General features: G+C 62.1%; 22 protein-coding genes. 4 read left to right on the top strand and 18 right to left on the bottom strand.

Going from position 1 to position 20,864, the window contains the following annotated elements:
* Positions 1-24: 24 nt before the first annotated feature.
* From AC1RKJ_RS01690 to AC1RKJ_RS01645, 10 genes are all read right to left on the bottom strand, one after another.
* Positions 25-177, bottom strand: a complete 153-nt coding sequence (locus AC1RKJ_RS01690) for a hypothetical protein (RefSeq protein ID WP_492789178.1) — start codon at positions 175-177, stop codon at positions 25-27.
* A gap of 183 nt (positions 178-360) precedes the next feature.
* Positions 361-1,977 (bottom strand): sulfite reductase subunit alpha, encoded by a 1,617-nt coding sequence (locus AC1RKJ_RS01685; protein WP_492789177.1) that lies wholly within the window; start codon positions 1,975-1,977, stop codon positions 361-363.
* A complete protein-coding gene (locus AC1RKJ_RS01680; RefSeq protein ID WP_492789176.1) occupies positions 1,974-3,731 on the bottom strand; it encodes a NirA family protein in 1,758 nt (585 codons plus the stop codon). The genes AC1RKJ_RS01685 and AC1RKJ_RS01680 overlap by 4 nt, the downstream gene beginning before the upstream one ends.
* Positions 3,732-3,734: 3 nt before the next feature.
* Positions 3,735-4,964, bottom strand: coding sequence for an NAD(P)/FAD-dependent oxidoreductase (locus tag AC1RKJ_RS01675; RefSeq protein WP_492789175.1), 1,230 nt, complete (start codon positions 4,962-4,964; stop codon positions 3,735-3,737).
* 11 nt (positions 4,965-4,975) lie between these two features.
* A complete protein-coding gene (locus tag AC1RKJ_RS01670; protein WP_492789174.1) occupies positions 4,976-5,401 on the bottom strand; it encodes a globin family protein in 426 nt (141 codons plus the stop codon).
* Between the two features lie 30 nt (positions 5,402-5,431).
* Positions 5,432-6,223 (bottom strand): ABC transporter ATP-binding protein, encoded by a 792-nt coding sequence (locus AC1RKJ_RS01665; protein WP_492789173.1) that lies wholly within the window; start codon positions 6,221-6,223, stop codon positions 5,432-5,434.
* Between the two features lie 11 nt (positions 6,224-6,234).
* Positions 6,235-7,149, bottom strand: coding sequence for a nitrate ABC transporter permease (gene ntrB, locus AC1RKJ_RS01660; protein ID WP_492789172.1), 915 nt, complete (start codon positions 7,147-7,149; stop codon positions 6,235-6,237).
* A 61-nt stretch (positions 7,150-7,210) separates the two neighbouring features.
* The gene (locus AC1RKJ_RS01655) at positions 7,211-8,530 is read right to left on the bottom strand and encodes a CmpA/NrtA family ABC transporter substrate-binding protein (RefSeq protein WP_492789171.1); all 1,320 of its coding nucleotides are present in this window, start codon (positions 8,528-8,530) and stop codon (positions 7,211-7,213) included.
* A 360-nt stretch (positions 8,531-8,890) separates the two neighbouring features.
* Positions 8,891-10,063 carry a CmpA/NrtA family ABC transporter substrate-binding protein gene (locus AC1RKJ_RS01650; RefSeq protein WP_492789170.1) on the bottom strand — a complete coding sequence of 391 codons (1,173 nt, stop codon included), beginning with the start codon at positions 10,061-10,063 and terminating at the stop codon, positions 8,891-8,893.
* Positions 10,060-10,650: an ANTAR domain-containing response regulator gene (locus AC1RKJ_RS01645; protein WP_492789169.1), complete on the bottom strand. Its 591-nt coding sequence runs from the start codon at positions 10,648-10,650 to the stop codon at positions 10,060-10,062. The genes AC1RKJ_RS01650 and AC1RKJ_RS01645 overlap by 4 nt, the downstream gene beginning before the upstream one ends.
* 113 nt (positions 10,651-10,763) lie before the next feature.
* Here AC1RKJ_RS01645 and rimO point away from each other — a divergent pair, with 113 nt between their 5' ends.
* The gene (gene rimO / locus AC1RKJ_RS01640) at positions 10,764-12,089 is read left to right on the top strand and encodes a 30S ribosomal protein S12 methylthiotransferase RimO (protein ID WP_492789168.1); all 1,326 of its coding nucleotides are present in this window, start codon (positions 10,764-10,766) and stop codon (positions 12,087-12,089) included.
* 98 nt (positions 12,090-12,187) lie between these two features.
* Here the strand turns inward: rimO and AC1RKJ_RS01635 are convergent, their stop codons facing one another.
* The 3 genes from AC1RKJ_RS01635 to pcsA all read right to left on the bottom strand — a co-directional run bounded on the left by AC1RKJ_RS01635 (position 12,188) and on the right by pcsA (position 14,714).
* Positions 12,188-13,162 (bottom strand): quinone oxidoreductase family protein, encoded by a 975-nt coding sequence (locus AC1RKJ_RS01635; RefSeq protein WP_492789167.1) that lies wholly within the window; start codon positions 13,160-13,162, stop codon positions 12,188-12,190.
* Positions 13,163-13,248: 86 nt separating this feature from the next.
* On the bottom strand, positions 13,249-13,986 hold the full coding sequence (locus AC1RKJ_RS01630; protein ID WP_492789166.1) for a TerC family protein: 738 nt from the start codon (positions 13,984-13,986) through the stop codon (positions 13,249-13,251).
* Positions 13,983-14,714: a phosphatidylcholine synthase gene (gene pcsA / locus AC1RKJ_RS01625; RefSeq protein WP_492789165.1), complete on the bottom strand. Its 732-nt coding sequence runs from the start codon at positions 14,712-14,714 to the stop codon at positions 13,983-13,985. The genes AC1RKJ_RS01630 and pcsA overlap by 4 nt, the downstream gene beginning before the upstream one ends.
* Before the next feature lie 158 nt (positions 14,715-14,872).
* Here pcsA and AC1RKJ_RS01620 point away from each other — a divergent pair, with 158 nt between their 5' ends.
* Positions 14,873-16,060, top strand: coding sequence for a UbiH/UbiF family hydroxylase (locus AC1RKJ_RS01620; RefSeq protein WP_492789164.1), 1,188 nt, complete (start codon positions 14,873-14,875; stop codon positions 16,058-16,060).
* A 19-nt stretch (positions 16,061-16,079) separates the two neighbouring features.
* Here AC1RKJ_RS01620 and AC1RKJ_RS01615 read toward each other — a convergent pair whose 3' ends face one another.
* Positions 16,080-16,301: a hypothetical protein gene (locus AC1RKJ_RS01615; RefSeq protein WP_492789163.1), complete on the bottom strand. Its 222-nt coding sequence runs from the start codon at positions 16,299-16,301 to the stop codon at positions 16,080-16,082.
* A 544-nt stretch (positions 16,302-16,845) separates the two neighbouring features.
* Here AC1RKJ_RS01615 and AC1RKJ_RS01610 point away from each other — a divergent pair.
* A complete protein-coding gene (locus AC1RKJ_RS01610; protein WP_492789162.1) occupies positions 16,846-17,019 on the top strand; it encodes a DUF1328 domain-containing protein in 174 nt (57 codons plus the stop codon).
* Positions 17,020-17,112: 93 nt separating this feature from the next.
* Here AC1RKJ_RS01610 and AC1RKJ_RS01605 read toward each other — a convergent pair whose 3' ends face one another.
* Both AC1RKJ_RS01605 and AC1RKJ_RS01600 read right to left on the bottom strand, forming a co-directional pair.
* Positions 17,113-17,790, bottom strand: coding sequence for a nitroreductase (locus AC1RKJ_RS01605; RefSeq protein ID WP_492789161.1), 678 nt, complete (start codon positions 17,788-17,790; stop codon positions 17,113-17,115).
* Between the two features lie 124 nt (positions 17,791-17,914).
* Positions 17,915-18,868 (bottom strand): AEC family transporter, encoded by a 954-nt coding sequence (locus AC1RKJ_RS01600; RefSeq protein ID WP_492789160.1) that lies wholly within the window; start codon positions 18,866-18,868, stop codon positions 17,915-17,917.
* A 127-nt stretch (positions 18,869-18,995) separates the two neighbouring features.
* Between AC1RKJ_RS01600 and hspQ the strand changes: the two genes are divergently transcribed.
* Positions 18,996-19,328 (top strand): heat shock protein HspQ, encoded by a 333-nt coding sequence (hspQ, locus tag AC1RKJ_RS01595; protein WP_492789159.1) that lies wholly within the window; start codon positions 18,996-18,998, stop codon positions 19,326-19,328.
* 92 nt (positions 19,329-19,420) lie between these two features.
* Here the strand turns inward: hspQ and AC1RKJ_RS01590 are convergent, their stop codons facing one another.
* Both AC1RKJ_RS01590 and AC1RKJ_RS01585 read right to left on the bottom strand, forming a co-directional pair.
* Positions 19,421-19,618 carry a hypothetical protein gene (locus AC1RKJ_RS01590; RefSeq protein ID WP_492789158.1) on the bottom strand — a complete coding sequence of 66 codons (198 nt, stop codon included), beginning with the start codon at positions 19,616-19,618 and terminating at the stop codon, positions 19,421-19,423.
* A gap of 151 nt (positions 19,619-19,769) precedes the next feature.
* A complete protein-coding gene (locus AC1RKJ_RS01585; protein ID WP_492789157.1) occupies positions 19,770-20,552 on the bottom strand; it encodes an invasion associated locus B family protein in 783 nt (260 codons plus the stop codon).
* Between the last annotated feature and the right edge of the window lie 312 nt (positions 20,553-20,864).

The raw sequence follows: 20,864 nt of genomic DNA, 5'->3' as shown, positions 1-20,864 counted from the left end.
CCCGCACGACAAACGGATCAGAAATCAAAACGGATGATAGGAGATCGTGCCGAACACGATGGCGGCAATCAATGCGAACGCGCCGTAAACAGCGAGCATATGGATGCGGTCTGCCGGTTGCCCGGAAGCCGAGGTCGCCCGGGCACGGGCTTCTAGTCCAGACACAACATCGCGCATCGCCGATCTCCAATCGATCATCAGATGCGATATTGAATTGCTCCGTCAGTGACTTACAAGCCGATCGGCAAAAAGACGATAAAGTTGCCGTCGTCCGCGCCGGGAGAGAGAAAATTCCTCCCGCCTGGCCCTGCGGAGAACGAACCATCTCCGCCAAAATGACAGTTCCCGCCCCGTCTTTCATCAATAGACGTCCTGCTGGTAGCGGCCCTTCTTCTTGAGATCGGCCACAAAGGCGATGGCTTCGTCCGTTGTGCGCGCGCCGAACTGCGCCGCAATGTCCACCAGCGCACGCTCGACATCCTTCGCCATCCGCTTGGCATCGCCACAGACATAGACGTGCGCACCGTCAGCGAGCCAGCTCCACAGTTCGCGGCCGACTTCGCGCATCCGGTCCTGAACATAGAATTTCTCGGCGCCGTCGCGCGACCATGCCAGCGACAGCCGCGTCAGCACGCCGGATGTCTTCATCGCGTTTAGTTCGTCGGAATAAAAGAAATCGTAATCGCTGCGCTGATGGCCGAAGAACAGCCAGTTGCGGCCCGGAGCTTTCGTCGCCTGCCTGTCGTGCAGGAATGCGCGGAACGGCGCGATGCCGGTACCCGGGCCAATCATGATGACCGGCGTGTTCGGGTCCTGCGGCAGGCCGAAGCCGTGCGCCTTCTGCACATAGACGTCGAGTTCCTCGCCATGATTGATCCGTTCCGCCAGGAACGTCGAGGCGAGCCCGAGGCGCTTGCGCTTGCCGATCACGTAACGCACGGAATCGACGGTTAGTGAGAGTTTGCCGGGCGTCGCATTATTGGACGACGAAATCGAATAGAGCCGTGGCTGCAATGGCTCGAGCGCCTCAACGAAGGCTTCGGGGTGCGGACGGACGCCGGAGAATTTCTGCAAGGCCGCCAGCACGTCGAGATTGGCCGCATCGCCATCCGGATCGTCGCCGGATGCCAGCGCCCGCGCCTTCTCTCGCTGCGCGCCGCCGGTCACGAACGAGATCAGCTCGAACAGCGTATCGGGCGCGGGAGACAAGGATACATCGTTCAGCAGAACCTCGCGCAGCGGCTTGCCGTTGATTTCCGTCATATGCGACACGCCGAGCATCGCGATGATCTGATCCACCAGACCGAGCTCGTTGCGTGCGAACACGCCGAAGGAATCCCCCACGACATAATCGAGACCGGCCGGCGCAAGATCGAACTCGATATGCCATGTTTCCTTCTCGGAGCCCGGCTTGTTGAGCAACCGCCGCGACAGGAACGAGGCTTTCGCCGGATTGTCCCGCGAGCGGCCGGGCTCTGCCAGCGGCGTGGCGACGACGGGCGCGGCCGCAGGCACACTTACGGGGGACGATGCGGCGGCAGGCGCTGCCTCAAGCTCTTCATAGAGAGACTTGAGCATTCGCGCGGTTTCCTTGCCGCCCGGCACGCAGAGGTTCAGTCGCGCCTCGGCCTTGCTGGCGATGACCTCCGAGTAGTCATGACAGTTGTAGCCGCACTGGCCGCAATCCTGCTGCGCCATCGCCGCCATCATCTTGCGGCGAACCGGACGGCCCGCCGCGAGTTTCATGCGCTCGGCAATCGGCATGGTCTGGTCGTGCCACGGCGCTTCCCCGTCGTCGCCGTCTCCGGCGGCTCCCTTCATCACCGCAGCGCCCTGCTCCGGCGAGAGTGGCGTTACGGCGTTGTCGAGTGATACCAATCCGGCGAAAAAACCATTGAGCCACGAACGCTGCTCGTCGGAGAATGGCGCAGTCTCCGGGATAATCTCGAAGTTCGGCGTGGGAGACATCTGGTTCATGCCGCCACTCCTTCGTCCATCAACTGCCGCAGCGCATCCACATCATGACGCTTGGCAAAGGAGATGAATGTCTCGTCGCTCGATGTCCGGTTCGCGACATAGGCCTTCAGCACGCGCTCGATGGTCTGCGGCGCGTCTTCGGCCTTCACGTTCTGGATGAGTTCGCGCGCGATCACCGCGTCCGGGCCGAACCCGCCGCCGACATGGACGTGATAGCCGGCGACCGTATCGCCGTCGTCGTTGATGGGCACCCGCGCGCCGATCAACCCGATGTCGCCTATGTAATGCTGCGCGCAGGAGTGATGACAACCGGTGAGATGGATGTTGACCGGCGTCTCCAGCGGCACCCGCTCCTCGCACCAGGCCGCGATCTCGTCGGCGTTCTCTTTGGTATGAGCGGCGGCGAAGCGGCAGCCGGTCGCGCCGGTGCAAGCAATCAGGCCGGCGCGAATGGCCGACGACGTGGTGGACAACCCGAGCGCGTCGATGGCTGCGGCGACGGTCGCGACATTTGCGTCCGCCACGCCGGAGATCAGGAGGTTCTGCCAGACCGTGAGGCGAATATCGCCGTCGCCAAAATCGGCGGCGAGCTTGGCCAGACCGCGCATTTGCTCCGGCGACAGGTGCCCCAGCTTGAGCGCAACGCCGATCCAGTTCAGCCCCGCCTGCTTCTGCGGATGCACGCCGATATGGGCGAGACGATCATAGGCCGGGCGCGGCGCAATGGCCTCCGCCGGGATGCGCACCAGCTTGCGACCGAGTCTTTCTTCGACAACCGAGAGAAACTTGTCGAAGCCCCAGCTATCGAGCACATACTTCAGCCGCGACTTGTTGCGGTTGGTGCGGTCGCCGTTCTCGATGAACACGCGCACGATGGCGTCGGCAATTCCGATCGCCTCGCTGGGCTTGAGAATGACGCCGGTGTCGCGGGCAAAATCCCTGTGACCGGTGATGCCGCCGAGCGAGAGCCGAAAATAAATACCCGCATCGACGCCGTGACCATCCATTATCTCTACCGCCTGAAAGGCGATGTCGTTGGTTTCTTCCAGCGTGGCGATGCGCCCCGCTCCGTCGAATGCGACGTTGAACTTGCGCGGTAGACCGTACAGCGCGCGTTCATTGAGAATGTGAAAGTGCCATGCCTTCGCGTAGGGCCGAGTATCAAGAAGTTCCTGCGGATCGACACCCGCCGTCGATGTCCCCGTGACATTTCGGATATTATCCGCGCCGGAGCCGCGCGAGGTCAGGCCCAGATCTTGAATACCCTCGATGATGTTGACGGCGTTCTTCGGCTCGATTTCACGCAACTGGAGATTGGCGCGCGTCGTCACGTGGGCATAGGGACCGGCGAATTTCTCGGCGAGATCGGCAACGCCTGCGAACTGCCAGTGGGTCAGGATGCCATTGGGAATCCGCATCCGGCACATGTAGGACGACTGCGTCGGCGCAACGTAGAAGATGCCATAGTAACGCCAGCGGAAATTGTCCGCAGGCTTCGGAGCCTCATTGGTCTCCGCCTGTTTGACGAGGCGCGGATAGGCGTCGAACGGATGCTCGTCGCGTTTCCACTTTTCCTGATCCACCAGCTTGCCGCCGGCGGCCACGGTGCGGTCCTGCGCCTTGAAGTGAATGGCATCGGGTCCGACAGGTTCGGATTTCGCCGGAACATTGGTCCGCGCCACGCGTGAGGCGCTGAGGCCGGAGACAAAACCTTCGAGATAGCGTTTCTGGTCGGGAGAAAAATCACCGGACATTTTTCATGCGGCCTTTGATCGGGACGGGTCGGGTTGTGCGAGCGCGCGACCGAACATGATGTCGCCGCGAATCGCTTCGATGGACGCCGTTGTCCTGATCAGGTCGAGATACCAGAGCGCGTCCTGGGTATCGCCCACCAGGACCGCTCCCTTGAGGCAGCCTTCGGCCACCACCAGTTTCTTGTAAGTGCCCCGTCGTTCATCGTTGAACACGAGGGTTTCGCTATCGGCCGCAGCGAGGAAATCGCCGGCCGAAAACACGCTGACGCCAGAGACTTTCAGGTTGGTGGCAACAACGCTGCCGGAATAATCCGTCGCGCCGTCGGCCAGATGATCGGCCAGCACCCGCGCCTGCTCATAAGCAGGTTCGACAAGGCCGTAGCAGGTGCCGCGGTGCTCCGCGCATTCGCCGAGCGCGTAGATTCCGGCGCTGCCGGTGCGCAACTGATCGTCGACCACGATGCCGCGATTGACCGGGACGCCTGCGTCTTTCGCCAGCGACACATTCGGCCGGATGCCCGCCGCGAAAACAACCGCGTCCGCCTCGATGGTTCGGCCATCTGCCAGTTCAATGCCTTGCACGCGGCTTTCGCCGAGAATCTGTTTCGTGTTCGCGCCGAGCACCACCTCGACACCCTTCATCTCGACCAGCCGCTTCAGCAGCGCCGCCGCAGGCGCATCGAGCTGACGCTCCATCAGGCGATCCATCAGGTGCAGCAGCGTGACTTTCGATCCCGCTTTCGCGAGGCCATATGCGGCTTCCAGTCCAAGCAGACCGCCGCCGACCACCACGATGCGCGCCTTCGCATTGCCTAGCGCAATGAGTTGATCGACATCGCGGCTGTCGCGGAAAGTGTGAACACCCGCAAGATCGGCGCCCGACACATTCAGCCGCAACGGCGTCGAGCCGGTCGCGAACACCAGTTTGGAGAATGGGACGTTCGTGCCATTCGCGAGATGCACCGTGCGTCCAGCGAGATCGACCGACTGCGCCGCGCAACCGTAAGTGACGGTAACGCCACGGTCACGCCACCAGGCGGCGGACTTCAGCTCAATCTCCTGCGACGTCGCCTCGCCCGCCAGCACCGATGACAGCAGCACGCGGTTGTAGGCCAGCCGCGGTTCGTCGCCGATCACGGCAATGGCGTATCGGCCGAGTGCGCGCTTGGCCATTTCCTCGACAAGGCGGGCCGCCGCCATGCCGTTACCGATGATGACAAGAGGCTCGCTCACCGTCGCGACTCCTATTCCGCCGCTGCCTGCTGGCCGTAAGCCTCGCCGATCATGAAACCCGATAGCGTGCCGTAGGCCTCCGCCCACGCGCCGGCGACATCGGATGTCCACGCCTCGCCAAGCCCCTTCTCGAGCGTCCAGAGCAGCGCCGCGCCGACGATGGAATAGTGCGCGGCCTCGACGCCGTAACCGACATGCTTCTTGGCGAGTGCACTCGCCGCCGGCAAAACTGCCGGCAGGTTGGACAGGCCGTTGACCACGACGCCGAGCGTTCCCATCAGCGCGCGGCGCTGCTTGGCCATGTCGCCTTTGAACAACGGCTTGACCTGCGGCGCGATCTCGAAGAGCCGGTCGTAGAAGATCACCGCCGCCTGATCGGCAATCGGCACGACCTTCGCAAAGCTGTCCTGAACAAGTGAAACCTGCGTGGGAGTCATGGCGTGTGCTCCTTTCGTTTCAACCCTGCTTCAAGCTGCCTCGACGAAGCGATGACGCTCGTAGAGGAATTCGAGAACGCGCTGCCGGCACTTGAGGTAGATCGGGTTGGCAGCAAGTTCGAGGCGCTTGCGCGGATGCGGCAGCGGCACGTCGAGCACCTCGCCAATGCGCGCGCTCGGGCCGTTGGTCATCATCACAATACGGTTGGACAGCAGCACGGCCTCGTCCACGTCGTGCGTGATCATCATCACCGTGTTGTTGAGCTTCTGATGCAGCGCCATCACCGAGTCCTGGAGATGCGCGCGGGTCAGCGCATCGAGTGCGCCGAACGGCTCGTCGAGCAGCAGCACCTTCGGCTCCATCGCCAGCGCGCGGGCGATGCCGACGCGCTGCTTCATGCCACCGGAGATCTCCGAGGGGCGCTTGTCCTTGGCGTGGGTCATCTGCACGAGATTGAGATTGTGCATTACCCATTCATCGCGCTCGGCGCGGGTCTTTGTCGAACCGAACACCTTGTCGACGCCGAGGCGCACGTTGTCGTAGACCGAGAGCCAAGGCAGCAGGCTATGGTTCTGGAACACCACGGCGCGATCCGGTCCCGGCGAATTCACCTCGCGGCCTTCCAGCAGCACGCCGCCCTGGGTCGCGTTGGTCAGCCCGGCGATGATGTTGAGCAGCGTCGACTTGCCGCATCCGGAATGGCCGATGATCGAGACGTAGTCGCCCTGCTCCACGGTCAGGTTGATGTCCTTCAGCACCTCGCTCTGGGTCGAGCCGCGGGTGAAGACCTTATCGACGTGATCGATTTTGAGATAAGTCATTGCGGTTCTCCTCAGCTTGCCTGTGCGCCGCGCGTCGCGATGTTCGCGACGAAGGCGACGATGCGATCGAGCACAAATCCGACGATGCCGATGTAGGCGAGCGCCACGAAAATGTCGGACAGCCGTGACGAATTCCATGCGTCCCAGATGAAGAAGCCGATGCCGACACCGCCGGTGAGCATCTCGGCCGCGACGATGGCGAGCCAGGACAGACCGATGCCGATGCGCAGGCCCGTGAAGATGTACGGCGCCGCCGACGGGATCATGATCTTCCAGAAGAACTCGAGCGGGTTCAGCCGCACCACGGCGGCGACGTTGCGGTAGTCCTGTGGAATGTTGCGAATGCCCACGGCGGTGTTGATGATGATCGGCCAGATCGAGGTGATGAAGATCACGAAGATCGCCGACGGGTTGCTGTCGCGGAACGCCGCCAGCGAAATCGGCAGCCATGCGAGCGGCGGCACGGTACGCATCACCTGGAAGATCGGATCGAGGCCGCGCATCGCCCAGATCGACTGACCTATGATCGCGCCGACCAGAACGCCGACGACGCTTGCGAGGCCAAAGCCGACGGCCACGCGCTGCAACGAGGTCATCACGCGCCAGCCGAGGCCGATGTCCTGCGGGCCGGTCACGAAAAACGGATCGACGATGAGGTCCTTGGCGTCGGCCCAGATGCGCGACGGCGAAGGCAGCGTCGCTCCCGGCTTCATGCAGAGGATCTGCCAGATGGCGAAGATCAGCACGACCATGATGATCGGCGGGATGACCCGCGCGGCCAGCGCACGCAGATTGGGAAACAGCGTGTCCGTCATGAAGTTGCTGGATGATTTCGGCAGCGCGACGATGGCCGCGGCTTGAGCCGGAGCCTGCGGCACATTCTGCGCCGGAATGGAGCTGGTCGTTTTGACGAGCGGCATGTTCATGAGAAGGCCTCGGTTGCGTTAGGTGCGAGGCCGCCCCTGCGTGGGGCGGCCCGCGGGTTTCTCAGGCTTCGATACGCTTGATCGACAAACTCTTGAGGTACGCCGACGGATTTTCGGGATCGAACACCTTGCCGTCGAAGAAGGTTTCCTTGCCGCGCGACGTGCTTGCCGGAATATCCGCAGCGGCGACGCCGAGCGCCTTCGCGGCCGATTTCCAGATGTCCTCGCGGTTGACCTTGTCGACCATCGCCTTGACGTCCGTTGCCGGCTCGAACTTGCCCCAGCGGATGTCTTCGGTGACGAACCAGGCGTCATGGCTCTTGAACGGGTAGGACGCGTGGTCCTGCCAGAACTTCATGAACTCCTTGGTGCCCTTCACGACGCGGCCGTTGCCGTAGTTGATGTCGCCGTTGGCGCGGCCGATGATGTCGGCGACCGGCACGTTGAACCACTGACGGCGTCCGACGATCTCGGACATTTCCGCGCGGTTGGCGGGCTTGTCGCACCACTGCTGCGCTTCCATCACCGCCATCAGGATCGCCTGCGTGGCCTTCGGATATTTGTCGGCGAACTCGGCGCGGATGCCGAGCGCCTTCTCCGGATGCTTCGACCAGATCTCGCCCGTCGAGCAAGCCGAGAAGCCAATGCCTTGATTGACGAGCTGCTCGCCCCACGGCTCACCGACGCAGAACGCGTCCATGTTGCCGACCTTCATGTTCGCCACCATCTGCGGTGGCGGAACGACGATGGTCGAGACGTCCTTGTCGGGATCGATGCCGCCGGCCGCGAGCCAGTAGCGGATCCAGAGATCGTGGGTGCCGCCGGGGAAAGTCATCGCGACCTTCACGTCCTTGCCTTCGGCTTTCTTCTTGGCGAAAGCTTCCTTCAGCGCGGAGGCGTCAGCGGTAACCTTCAAATCCTTGTAGTCGTTGGAAACGGAGATCGCCTGCGCATCGAGATTGAGGCGCGCCAGAATGTACATCGGCGTCGGCACATTGTTCTGCGTCACCTTGCCGGCCGAGATCAGATAGGGCATCGGCGTCAGGATGTGCGCGCCGTCGATGCCGTTCTTCTCACCGCCGAGCACGAGATTGTCGCGCGTGGCACCCCACGAGGCCTGCTTGTTGACCTCGACGTCGGGCACGCCGTGCTTCGCGAACAGACCCTTTTCCTTCGCGATCACCAGCGGCGATGCGTCCATCAGCGCGATGTAACCGAAGATCGCCTTGGTCACTTCCGGTCCGGCGGTCTGCGCGAATGCGCCGCCGGGAAAATTCATGCGGGCCGCGGCGAGCAGCGCCGCCGTGCCGGCACCGGCCTTGAGCAGCGCACGGCGGCTCATCTTGCGGCTTGCGAGTCCCTGTTTGGTGGTCTTCGTCATCGTGTCTGTTGTCCTTTCGACCGTGTCGCTGTCTGACTGCCGTTCAATCGCCTCACGCGCAGGTCGCATCGTCCAAAAACAAAAAGCCGCCACCTCGAGACGCGCCTATGAGGCTCCTCGAGACAGCGGCATTGCTGTTTGGGCCATCGGTGGACCCGGCAGGCCTTCGTCTCGGCCTGCCCTAAGCTATTCAAGGATCGTGCCAGCCGCGTGCAACGCAGCAAGTCCATATTTTACAGTGAGTTGCGGGTGTGCCTTCAGATGAAGCAGGCCAAGGGCTCGGCCTCTCCAAATGGCATTTGCCCATTTATTGCGCGTCGCACAATAAGTAGGCACGCATCAATGAACCTGGAATCGCTGTTAGGGCTGACGCCGTTTGATGGCGACAGACGCAAGATGCCCGACGATATCGCCAGCATCGAATGGAGCCCCGTCGAATGCGCCGACACCGTCAGCTACGGCATGGACCGGCCGCGCAGACGCACCGAGTGCGGCGTCGTAGAGATCAGGCCGGAACACCCTCTGGGCGGTTTCCAGCGCCTCCGCTGAATAGGCCGCCTGCCCCCAGCGGACCATCTGGGCGTAAAGCCAGGCCGCTTGAACCGGATCAGGCCGCGCCGCGCCTTCTCGCCCGACCAGCAGATAGCGGCCACTTTCGCGAAGCGTTCCGTCCGGCGAGATTTTCAGGCGGCCGTCGAGCGTGCGCTGGATCACCTCGGGATCGACCCCGATCCGCTCCGGGGCCCCGATGATGCGCGCCACCTCGCCCCGATTGTCCGGGTCTTCGATGAAATCGGCGGCGCGGCCATGCGCCCGCGTCAGCCGGGTGAGGACGTCCGGGTTCTTCAACGCCCACGCCTCGCGCACCGCGAGCACCTTCTCCGCCGCGCGCTCCAGGATATCCGACACGAAATGCAGGATATGCCCGACGCCGAGATCGACCGCGACCGAATTCCATGGCGCGCCGACGCAGAACGCATCAACGTGGCCGTTGGCGAGGCTCTCCACCATGTAGGGCGGTGGCAGCACCACGAGGCGCACGTCCTCGTCAGGATCGACGCCGCCCGCGGCCATCCAGAACCGCAACTGGTAATTATGGGTCGAGAACGGAAACGTCATGCCGAATGTCAGCGGCTCGGCACCGATTTTGCGCCGCGCCGCGACGACGCGCGCAAGCGCCTTGGCAGTGACCATCGGATTCGTGGGCTCGCCTTCGGCCTCGCCCATGATCGCGGCATACAGTGCGGGCGATACCGTGATCGCATTGCCGTTCAGCCCGAGATTGAAGGACGCCACGATCGGCACTTTGACCTGCGACAAGCCGAGCGTGGATGCGATAGCGACCGGCGCCAAGAGATGCGCGGCATCGAACAGGCCGATATTGAGCTTGTCGCGGACATTTGACCACGACACTTCGCGCACCAGCGTCACGTCCAGCCCTTCGGCGGCGGTGAAACCCTTGTCCACCGCGACGATCAGCGCGGAGGCGTCGACCAGCGGAATGAAACCGATCCTGAGCGGTGTATCCGTCATTTCAGCAACTCCGCCGCGGTAATGATCGATTGGGCTATTTCGCCGATCTTCTTTTTTTCGCGCATGGCGGTCGAGCGGATCAGCACATAGGCTTCTTCTTCCGTCAGGCCCTTGGCTTTCATCAGAAGGCCCTTGGCGCGATCCAGAATCTTGCGATCTTCCAGCGCCGACTTGGTGCGATCCAGTTCGTCCTGCAATTTGGAGAAGGCGTTGAACCGGGAAATGCAAAGGTCGAGGATCGGCTTGATCCGCTCCTTCTTCAGGCCATCCACGATGTAAGCCGATACCCCGGCCTCGACCGACTGCTGGATCGAGGCGGCGTCGCTCTGGTCGACGAACATGGCGATCGGGCGCCGCACCGCGCGGCTGACCTGGAACATCTGTTCCAGGATGTCGCGGCTGGGGTTCTCAAGATCGATCAGGATGACGTCGGGATCGAGCGCGTAGATGCGCGCGAGCAGGTTATGCATCTCGGAAATATGCTCGACGCTGGTGAAGCCCGCATCCCGCAATCCCTCTTTCAGGATTGCCGTCCGGATCGGGCTTTCGTCGACGATGACGATCTTGAACGACGAATCCGCGGTCATTCCCACTCACATTCCGGCAAAACAACCCTAGCACGCGTCCATCCCGGGCTTAAAGCCTTGTATTTGCGGGTAATCAGGGATAGCTCCTGCACTTCCCCATCAGGCTGGAAACAATGGAACAGGGCATCGCCCCAAAAGTCAGTTTTGTGTCGCTTGGATGCCCCAAGGCCCTGGTGGACTCCGAGCGCATCATTACGCGGCTGCGCGCCGAAGGCTATGAACTCGCGCGCAAGCACGACGGCGCGGACATTGTGATCGTCAACACCTGCGGCTTTCTCGACAGCGCCAAGCAGGAGTCGCTCGGCGCCATCGGCGAAGCCATGGCACAGAACGGCAAGGTGATCGTCACCGGCTGCATGGGCGCGGAGCCCGAGCAGATCGAGAAAGCCTACCCGAACGTGCTGTCGATTACCGGCCCGCAGCAATATGAGAGCGTGCTCGACGCCGTGCATCGCGCGCTGCCGCCGCTGCACAACCCGCACATTGATCTGGTGCCGCCGCAGGGCATCAAGCTGACCCCGCGCCACTACGCCTACTTGAAGATTTCCGAAGGCTGCAACAATCGCTGCACCTTCTGCATCATTCCGAAGCTGCGCGGCGATCTCGTGTCACGCCCGGCGAAAGAGGTCCTGCTCGAGGCCGAGAAACTTGTCACCGCCGGCGTCAAGGAATTGCTGGTGGTGTCGCAGGACACATCGGCCTATGGCGTGGACATCAAATACGCGACCAGCATCTGGAAGGACCGCGAGGTTCGCGCGAAGTTTTTCGATCTGTCGCGCGAGCTCGGCGAACTCGGCGCATGGGTCCGGCTGCAATACGTCTATCCCTACCCGCATGTCGACGAAGTCATCAGCCTGATGACCGAGGGCAAGGTTTTGCCTTACCTCGACATCCCGTTCCAGCACGCCTCTCCCGGTGTGCTGAAGCAGATGCGCCGCCCCGCCGCACAAGACAAGACTCTCGCCCGCATCAAGAAGTGGCGCGACGAATGTCCGGATCTCACGCTGCGCTCGACCTTCATCGTCGGTTTTCCCGGCGAGACCGATTCCGATTTCCAGTATCTGCTCGACTGGCTGGACGAGGCGCAGATCGACCGCGTCGGCTGCTTCAAGTATGAGCCGGTTGCGGGCGCCACCTCGAACACCATCGAGAATCCGGTGCCCGAAGAGATCAAGACCGCGCGCTGGAATGCCTTGATGGCGCGGCAGCAGAAGATTTCCGCGCAACGCCTCAAGCGCAAGGTCGGCACCCGCCAGCAGGTCATCATCGACGAAGTCGGCCCGACCGTCTCGAAAGGCCGCTCGAAGGCCGATGCGCCGCAGATCGACGGCAGCGTCTACGTCTCAAGCCGCCGTCCGTTGAAGGTCGGCGACATCGTCACCGCGAAGATCGACCGCGCAGATCAGTACGATCTGCACGGGACCGTGGCGGGATTTTAGGTATTTTTCTCGTCATTGCGAGCGAAGCGAAGCAATCCCTCTTTGCATAAAGGAATGGATTGCTTCGTCGCTTACGCTCCTCGCAATGACAGCAAAAACTACGGCTTCAGGATCGACGATCCCGTCGTGACGCGGCTTTCGAGATCGCGGTGCGCCTTCTGCGCATCCTTCAGCGCATAGGCGTGGTTGATCGGCACATGCAGCGTGCCGCTGATAACGGCCGCGAACAGCGTGTCCGCACCCTCGATCAGTTCCTTGCGCGTCCCGACATAGTCGTTGAGTTTCGGGCGGGTCGCGAACAGCGAGCCGTGATTGTTGAGTTCGGCTATTGAGAATGGCGGCACCGGCCCCGAGGCGTTGCCGAAGCTCACGAACAATCCGCGCTGCTTGAGCGACTTGAGAGATCCCGCGAACGTATCCTTGCCGACGCCGTCATAGACCACGTCGCACAATTCGCCACGGCTGATCTGTTTCACGCGCGCCGCGAAATCCTCCTCCTTGTAGAGGATGACGTGATCGCAGCCGTTGGCCAGCGCCAGTTCGGCCTTCTCTTTCGTGCCGACGGTGCCGATCACATTTGCACCCAGCGCCTTCGCCCACTGACATGCGAGCAAGCCGATGCCGCCGGCCGCCGCATGGATCAGCACACGATGACCCGGCTCGACCTTGAAGGTCTTGTGCAGCAGGTACCAGACCGTCAGCCCCTTGAGCATCAGCACGGCGGCCTGCTCATGGGTGATGTGATCCGGCAGCTTCACCAGTTTGTCCGCCGGGATGTTCCGCTCGGTCGCGTAGCCGCCGAGGTTGAAGTAGTACGCCACGCGATCGCCTGGATGGAAATTGGTCACGCCCGGTCCGACCGAAATCACTTCGCCCGAAGCTTCGTTGCCGACGATGAACGGCAGGCCCGGCGCCTTGTAGAGACCGGTGCGGTAGTAGGTATCGATGAAATTCAGGCCAATCGCGTGCTGGCGGATGCGCACCTCGCCGTTGCCGGGCGCGGGGACATCCACGTCTTCAAAGATCATCGCTTCCGGACCGCCCACCTGATGGACGCGCACAGCCTTGGTCATGGTTTCTCCCGAGCCTTTTCTTGAACGATCCCAACCGGGAGCGAAGTCCATCGGCAACAAATTGTCAACGCGCCCGGCCGCCGCGCCTAGGCGCTGACACGTTTCGCCCGCTTCTTGCGATTGCGCTTGGCGAGAATGTTGAAGGCCTCCACCGCCGCCGAGAAGCAGATCGCGACATAAATAAACGAGCGCGGAATGTGGAAGTGGAAGCCATCCGCGACCAGCGCGACGCCGATCAGGACAAGAAACGCCAGTGCGAGCATCTTGGTGGTCGGATGCTCCTTCACGAATGCGGCCACTGGCCCCGACGAGACGTACATCACGCCGACGGCGATAATGACCGCGGCAATCATGATTTCGATCTCCTGCACCATGCCGATGGCGGTGATGATGGAGTCGATCGAGAACACCAGATCGATCACGATGATCTGGACGATCACCCAGAAGAATGCGCTGGGCGTCGCCTTCGCGCTATCCTCTTCATCCCGCGCCTCGACCTCGGCGTGAATTTCGTGGGTGGCCTTGGCGATCAGGAACAGACCGCCGACGATGAGAATGATGTCACGCCATGATAGCGCGAACTTGGCGATGGTGATGACCGGCTGGGTGAGACCGATCAGCCAGACCAGAATGCTCAGCAGTGCAATCCGGAATACCAGCGCGAGCGCAAGGCCGATCTTGCGCGCCTTCTCGGCTTGCGCGGGCGGAATCCGTGACACGATCACCGACAGGAAGATCACGTTGTCGATGCCGAGAACGATTTCGAGCGCCGTCAGGGTCAGCAGCGCGACCCACGCTTCGGGACTCATCAGCAATTCCATCATGCGCGGCTCCAGCCCAATAATCGGATCAACACGTCACTCAGAAGAACGTAAACGCCGATGGCGCACAGCACCGCGGAGATCCACGGCGAAACGGCAAAATTGGCGGCGATCGCGTACAACGCCAGCAACGCCCAGATGGCGATCAGCGCGATGTTCAGCTTGCGGAAGCGCACGGTGCGCAGCGGATGCATCACGTGGAACGGCACGAAGGTCAGCGCCACGAGAATGGCGAGCGCGATACTGCCAACCGCAGCCGGCGGCTTCAGCAGGAACAGATAGAACGCCGCAGCGTTCCACAGTGCGGGAAACCCGCGAAAATGATTGTCGTCGCCCTTCATGCGCCGGTCGGAAAAATACAGCGCGCCGGAAATGACGATTGCCCCGCCGAGCAGCGGCGTCGCCAGCGGGATCAGCAACCCGCTCGCGGTGATCGCATAGGCCGGCACGAAAACGTAGGTCAGGAAATCGACCACCAGATCCAGCGTATCGCCGGACCAGTTCGGCAGCACCTCGTCGACGTTCAGCCTGCGCGCCAGCGGCCCGTCGAGGCCATCGATCAGAAGCGCCAGGCCCAGCCAGCCGAACATCGCCGCCCAGTGTTCCCTCACCGCCTCCAGCATGGCGATCAGTGCGATCGCTCCGCCCAGCGCCGTAAAAATGTGAACGCCGAACGCGCGGCGGCGCGCCTTGGCGGAATATGGGGGCTGGTCCTGACCGGGCTCGCTCATCTGCCGTTGTGACTATCAGGATTCCCTGTCTTTTGCATATCCGGCCGCACGATCTGGGAACGCCGAGGGAAACCCGCTCCGGAATTGCCTTAAATGCTCCGCAAGATGACGCCCAAAATGGATTGTGACGCCCGGAAATTCCGACCATACATGTGCCGATGACCGATCAACTTTCCCACTATCAGGCGGCCGTCGTGGGCGGTGGGCCCGCCGGGCTCGCAACCGCCATTGCGCTGGCGCAGGCCGGTGTCGCGACCGCCCTGATCGCGCGGCGTTCGCCCTATGCCGACAACCGCACCACGGCGCTGCTCGGCGGCTCGGTGGATTTTCTGCAATCGCTGGATGTGTGGCGGCGCTGCGCCGACGAGTCCGCAGCATTGCGCGTGATGCGGCTGGTGGACGATACGCGCCGCCTGATCCGCTCGCCGGAGGTGAAATTCTCGTCGGGCGAGATCGGCATGGAGGCCTTCGGTTCCAACATCGAGAATCGCCTGCTGATGATCGCGATGGAAGAACGCGCGTCGGAATTGCCGAACCTCGTTCGTATCGATGACGAGGCGCAATCCGTCGTTAGCGATGAGTCCGCCGTCACCGTCTCGACTAAGGAGGGCCGGTCCCTCACGGCTTCTCTCGTCGTCGGAGCTGACGGACGGTATTCGCTCTGTCGCGAGGCCGCAGGCATCGGCGTCAAACGGCGCGACCTCGGCCAGTCCGCCTTGACGCTCAACATCGCGCACGCCCGTCCGCACAACGATTGCTCGACCGAGTTTCACACCGAGTCCGGGCCTTGCGTGTTCGTGCCCCTTCCCGGCCAGCGCTCCAGCGTGGTCTGGGTGGTCAAACCCGGCGAGGCCGAGCGGCTGAAGGCGCTCGACGACGCGCAGCTTGCACTCGCGCTTGAAAAGCAATCGCACTCGATCCTGGGCAAGCTGACCATAGCGCCCGGCCGCCACGTCTTCCCGCTGGCCATCGAGAATCCCGACCATCTCGCGGCCAGACGCATCGTGCTGGTGGGTGAAGCCGCGCATGTGCTGCCGCCGATCGGCGCGCAGGGGCTCAACATGGGCCTGCGCGATGCTGCGGATCTCGCCGACATCGTGCGCGATGCGTTGCTGATGGGCGGCGATACCGGCGCGGACGCCGTGCTGCAAGCCTATGCCCGCGCGCGCCGCGCCGATGTGTTCAGCAGGATTTTCGCGGTGGACATGGCGAACCGCACATTGCTCAGCGATTTCCTGCCCGCGCAATCGCTGCGCGCCGCCGGAATGCACATGCTGAACACGCTCGGCCCGATCCGCCGCCTCGCGATGCGCGAAGGCCTGTCGCCGTCATGGCGTGGACGTTAATTGTCGCGACGCAATGATCTCACCTGACCGGGACGAGATGAACACGATCAATCGTTCCGCCGCTGGCGGCAAAACTTTTCGTTGCAGCATCAATTAAAGCATCCACCTTGGCGACGTCGAAAGCCGGGGCGGCGGCATTCAACTCGAGGTCGGTTTCCACAACCAGGACCGTCTCCACGCCATCCTTGTCGATTTCAATCGTCGTCCATATCTTTTTGGCATTGGGATGATTAACCGTCATCGAAAATACTCCCTGCTTTCCGCCAAGCTTACCGCAGCTTGCAGCGGGAGCATGTCGCGGTAAGTCGACGGCAGTCACAACGGCCGGCCTGCGCCGAGCAGCTCTCAGCATCCCTTGCAGATGCTCCTGATTTTTTGGCTCACATCCTTCTCGTGCTTGTCGATCGCCGGATCACCTGTGCCGAGCAGGCCGTATGCTCCGGATCCTGTCGTCATTCCTGCGCCTGACGCCGGTGCTGCCGTACCCACGGAGTTGGTGCCCGGTGCGCCTGCGCTCGTGCCGAGAGAACCGCCGCTTGCGGCTCCGGGTGAAGTGGTCCTTCCGGCCGCTCCACTACCTATTCCGCTTGTCGATTGCGCAAAAACGGCTGTTGAAACCAGGATTTGCAACAGCACGAAAGCAAGTCCGATTGCCCTCATAGCTACCTCCCATAGCTATTTCGATTCCTTACTGAACAATCGGTATGCCTGCGAGATGTTCCATGACGTTGGAACATTCCAATCCGCCCGTAGTTTACCGGATCTGAAAAAGTGAGGATTTCACCATGACGATCCTGAAATGGGCTTTGATCTTCTTTTTGATCTCGGTCGTCGCAGGCGTGTTCGGATTCACCGGGGTCTCCGCTGCATCGGCGGATATCGCGCGCGTGCTGTTCTACATCTTCGGCGTGATCTTCCTGATCCTGCTCATTCTCGGGTTCACGATCTTTCGAGCGTGATGACGAGACCGGCCTGACGGGAACACGTTCGGCCCGATCCGCCGCTTCGCAATGCGCGAAGACCTCTCGCCATCATGGCGGGGGCGTTATGAGTTAATTGTCGAAACCCACGAATACGGTGGCTTCTTTGACTGACTTTCGTTCGGACACCACCGCGTTTGCCGGAAAATTTTCATCCGGCCATCCCAATGCGATGCTTTTCATGATGACTTGATCGTCGGCTATTCCGGCATGTTCCCGCACCACCGGTGACTGCATTATGCCTTGGCTGTTGATCACAGCGCCGAGTCCCCGAGACCAGGCAGCATTGACCAAGGCGGTTGCCACGGCGCCGCAATCGAAGGGCGTGTCATCGCTGCCGTCCAGCACGCGATCATATGTCACGATGATGCATACAGGCGCGTCGAACTGACGGAAGCCACGCAGAACCCAGTCCTGTCGCATATCCTTGTCATCGCGCGCGATCCCCATTGCGGAGAACAACTGCTTGGCGACGCCAACCTGCCTATCGCGATGCTGACCGGCAAATGCCTGACCGATGCGGAATTCGCGCGACTGCGGAACGCCTGCCACCATCCGCTCCGTATTTCCGGCTCGGATTCGATTAAGCGGTTCGCCGGTGATGACGTAGAAATTCCAGGGTTGGGTATTCATCGACGACGGAGCGCGCATCGCCAAACCGATAATTTCCTCAATCAGCGCCTTGGGTACGGGATCCGGTTTGTAGCCACGGATGCTCCGGCGGCCGAGGATAACATCATCAAACTGCATTGTTCTGGAATTCCCTGGAGCGACACTTGAAGTTGGTTGGATATTTGCGGTTCGTTGCCCTCCATGCAAGGTGGGCGATCTAAATAGACAGGCGGTACGTCCGCTTGCGGCCCGAAGCCGATAGTTACGGGAACGTCAGCGCGCCGGTCTTGATCATCCACATCACGCTGGTGAGCGTCACCACCGATAGGAACGTGCCGATCAGCACGAGCGTCGATGCCGGCTCGATCCACGTATCGTACTGACGCGCGATCACGAACACGTTGAGCGCCGGCGGCAATGAGGCCAGCAGCAGCGCCGTCGCCGCCCATTCCGGCGGGAACGGGCCGAGCAGCATCAGCAGCCCGAACACGATCAGCGGATGCGCGATCAGCTTGACGAAGATGACGCCCGGCACCTCCCATGGCACGCGCTCGAACGGGCGCAGCGCCACCGTCACGCCCAGCGCGAACAGCGCCACCGGCGCCGCGGCGCTTTGCAAAAACTGGAACATGTTGTCGAACGCGACCGGGACCGGAATGTGAAACGCGGCAACCAGCACGCCGAAATAGGACGCGATGATCAGCGGATGCAGCAGGATCTGCTTCGCCACCAGAGCAACGGTCGGCAGCAGCGGCCGGCGCTCGCCATCGGTCAGCACCATCAGCAGAGGCACGACCGTGAACAGGAAAATGGTGTCGAAGCAGAAGATCAGCGCCACGGGCGCAGTCGCCTTCGCGCCAAGCGTCGCCAGCGCGAGTCCCGGCCCCATGTACCCGATGTTGCCGTAGCCGCCGCCCAGTCCCGCCATCGCGGATTCGCGCATCGACAGTTTGCCGATCAGCTTTGCGCCGAACATCGACAGAAAGAACGCGCTCGCGGTCGCCGCCGTCGTGGCGATCACGAAAGGCGCGTTGTTCAGTTCCTCGAACGGCGTCCTTGCAAGGGTTCTAAAGAACAGCGCCGGCAGCGAAACATAGAGCAGGAAAAAGTTCATCCACTCCAGGCCCGCCTCCGGCAGGCGTTTGTACTTGCCGCAGGCATAGCCGATGAAGATCAACCCGAAATACGGGAGGGCAAGGTTCAGGATATCGATCATCGGGATATGCACTCGAATTTCTTGGCAAGACTGCCGCATTGACCGCGCCGCAGGGGTGCCCCCCGCCCCGCTCAATTCAGGGTTTAGCCCCTAGCATCGGCCACAATCATGGTCTATTCGACGGGAGATGATAAAAGCGCGCACCGCCAAGTTTCAGATCGGCCAGATCGTCCGCCACCGGATTTTCTCTTTCCGTGGCGTGATTTACGATATCGATCCGGAATTCAACAACACCGAGGAATGGTGGCTGTCTATCCCTGAGGAAATGCGCCCTCACAAGGACCAGCCGTTCTACCACCTGCTGGCCGAAAATTCCGAGTCCGAATATGTCGCCTACGTTTCGGAGCAAAACCTGCTGCCTGACGATACCGGCGAGCCGATCCGCCATTCGCAGGTCGCCGAGATTTTCGTCAAGGACAAGTCGGGCGGCTATCGCCCCCGCAATCCGTCGCTGAACTGACGGTTTCCCGAGTTCTCACCGCCGTCATCCAACGCGCTTTCATTCCGCGTGCTTGGCAACCCCTCCGGAACGACGCCGGAGATTTGCTCGCGCTACCCCCCGCGCCGGTCGCGCTCCTTGACCAGCGCTTCGAGTTCTTCCGTCTGCTGGGCGATGCGATCGGCGTTGCGCTCTTCGTCCTGACCGCCGGACGCGGCGGCCGCCTGCTCGATCAGTTGCCGGATGTTGTCCCGCAGGATCGCGATACGGTCTTCAAGTTCTGGCAGCGAGAGCGAACCGTTGTCGGCCATGTCGTGAGTCTCCTGGCAAGGGGCAAGCGAAAGCGTGGCGGCGTTGGAGCCGCCTTCGGTTAATCCCCTGACCTAGTTTTTGATCCGCATCACACAAACAAAAAAGGCGCGCATTGCTGCGCGCCCTTCGTTGTTGGCAGATTGAAGCGTGTTACTTGGCGGCGGCCGGCGGGGCCGCGTTCTCCAGCTTCTGGCGGGCTTCCGCCGCGCGCTTCTGCAGTTCTTCCTGCAGCTTCTTCTGGGTTTCCTCGAACACCTTCGGGTCGGTCGGCGGGCCGTCATAGGCCTTGGCGAATTCGGCGAGCGGCAGCGCCAGCGTCAGCGGTGCGCCGTTGGCGTTGATCGCCTGCACCACGAGGTTCTGGCCCTTTTTCATCTGGCTCAGCATGTCGGCCGTCACTTCGTAATCCGACATGCAGCCGTTGGCGAAGCAGATCACGTAAGGGCTCTGCTGTGGTGCGTTGGCGTCGACGATGATGCGGGTGCCGTGAACGAGTTGCATGCCGAGCGGCAGGGTGACGCGCAGCAGCTTCTTCGGTTCGCCTTCCGGCTCGATGATGACGGCGGCGACGACCGGCTGGCCGGACTCGATGCGGCCGTCCTTGCCGGTGAAGCAGACCTGCTTGGCGTTGGCGTCCTGGCCCTTCATGCAGAACTTGGTCCAGGGCTGATAGATCAACTGCACCTGCTGGTCGGCAGGAGGCTGCGCCGGTGCGCCCGTGGCGGGTGCCTGAGCGGCAGGTGCCGGTGCGCCCTTCGCGGGAGCTTTCGGTGCGGCAGCCTTGGGCGCGGCCTTCGGAGCTGGAGCGCCGGGAGCTGGCGCCTGGGCGTGTGCGCCGGAAATGGTCGCAGCGGCCAAAAATGCACTGGCGGTCAGGGCGACAAACACCCGGCTGCGCGGCGAGGCCTGCGCGGCCAAGATACGGAAATTCATTGTGGAAAACCCTTTCTGAACCTTAACGCCCGCTCCCGCTTGGGGCCCGGATGCCTGTTTGTTCGGCGGCTGTCTCGGAGCCAATTGAGGCGGATACGTGACAGAGCGCGCAGCCGTCCTCGAATTGCTCGCCTTCAATACAACGGCTTGCGAAAAGATCAATGCCAACAGTGATATTTGCCGGTCGTAACCCGCATAATCCGGGTCCGCCGTGGTAAATTTTGGCGTGATCTCCGCCGAATCAAACAAGGTGCCATCCACGTTGCGCCGCAGCGGCAGAAGCCGGGAGCGAATGCTTGGGCGCGCCGCGTT

This window comes from Afipia sp. GW822-FHT04G07 (assembly GCF_058800765.1).
This window is presented reverse-complemented; position numbering and strand designations above follow the sequence as displayed.

Bases quoted from the DNA above. Each gene is read 5' to 3' on its own strand.
- hspQ (WP_492789159.1), top strand. From the start codon at position 18,996: ATGATAAAAGCGCGCACCGCCAAGTTTCAGATCGGCCAGATCGTCCGC.
- AC1RKJ_RS01615 (WP_492789163.1), bottom strand. From the start codon at position 16,301: ATGACGGTTAATCATCCCAATGCCAAAAAGATATGGACGACGATTGAA.
- AC1RKJ_RS01585 (WP_492789157.1), bottom strand. From the start codon at position 20,552: ATGAATTTCCGTATCTTGGCCGCGCAGGCCTCGCCGCGCAGCCGGGTG.
- AC1RKJ_RS01655 (WP_492789171.1), bottom strand. From the start codon at position 8,530: ATGACGAAGACCACCAAACAGGGACTCGCAAGCCGCAAGATGAGCCGC.
- pcsA (WP_492789165.1), bottom strand. From the start codon at position 14,714: ATGAGCGAGCCCGGTCAGGACCAGCCCCCATATTCCGCCAAGGCGCGC.
- AC1RKJ_RS01620 (WP_492789164.1), top strand. From the start codon at position 14,873: ATGACCGATCAACTTTCCCACTATCAGGCGGCCGTCGTGGGCGGTGGG.
- rimO (WP_492789168.1), top strand. From the start codon at position 10,764: ATGGAACAGGGCATCGCCCCAAAAGTCAGTTTTGTGTCGCTTGGATGC.
- AC1RKJ_RS01685 (WP_492789177.1), bottom strand. From the start codon at position 1,977: ATGAACCAGATGTCTCCCACGCCGAACTTCGAGATTATCCCGGAGACT.
- AC1RKJ_RS01610 (WP_492789162.1), top strand. From the start codon at position 16,846: ATGACGATCCTGAAATGGGCTTTGATCTTCTTTTTGATCTCGGTCGTC.
- AC1RKJ_RS01635 (WP_492789167.1), bottom strand. From the start codon at position 13,162: ATGACCAAGGCTGTGCGCGTCCATCAGGTGGGCGGTCCGGAAGCGATG.
- AC1RKJ_RS01690 (WP_492789178.1), bottom strand. From the start codon at position 177: ATGCGCGATGTTGTGTCTGGACTAGAAGCCCGTGCCCGGGCGACCTCG.
- AC1RKJ_RS01670 (WP_492789174.1), bottom strand. From the start codon at position 5,401: ATGACTCCCACGCAGGTTTCACTTGTTCAGGACAGCTTTGCGAAGGTC.
- AC1RKJ_RS01605 (WP_492789161.1), bottom strand. From the start codon at position 17,790: ATGCAGTTTGATGATGTTATCCTCGGCCGCCGGAGCATCCGTGGCTAC.
- AC1RKJ_RS01590 (WP_492789158.1), bottom strand. From the start codon at position 19,618: ATGGCCGACAACGGTTCGCTCTCGCTGCCAGAACTTGAAGACCGTATC.
- AC1RKJ_RS01600 (WP_492789160.1), bottom strand. From the start codon at position 18,868: ATGATCGATATCCTGAACCTTGCCCTCCCGTATTTCGGGTTGATCTTC.
- AC1RKJ_RS01665 (WP_492789173.1), bottom strand. From the start codon at position 6,223: ATGACTTATCTCAAAATCGATCACGTCGATAAGGTCTTCACCCGCGGC.
- AC1RKJ_RS01650 (WP_492789170.1), bottom strand. From the start codon at position 10,063: ATGACGGATACACCGCTCAGGATCGGTTTCATTCCGCTGGTCGACGCC.
- AC1RKJ_RS01680 (WP_492789176.1), bottom strand. From the start codon at position 3,731: ATGTCCGGTGATTTTTCTCCCGACCAGAAACGCTATCTCGAAGGTTTT.
- ntrB (WP_492789172.1), bottom strand. From the start codon at position 7,149: ATGAACATGCCGCTCGTCAAAACGACCAGCTCCATTCCGGCGCAGAAT.
- AC1RKJ_RS01645 (WP_492789169.1), bottom strand. From the start codon at position 10,650: ATGACCGCGGATTCGTCGTTCAAGATCGTCATCGTCGACGAAAGCCCG.
- AC1RKJ_RS01630 (WP_492789166.1), bottom strand. From the start codon at position 13,986: ATGATGGAATTGCTGATGAGTCCCGAAGCGTGGGTCGCGCTGCTGACC.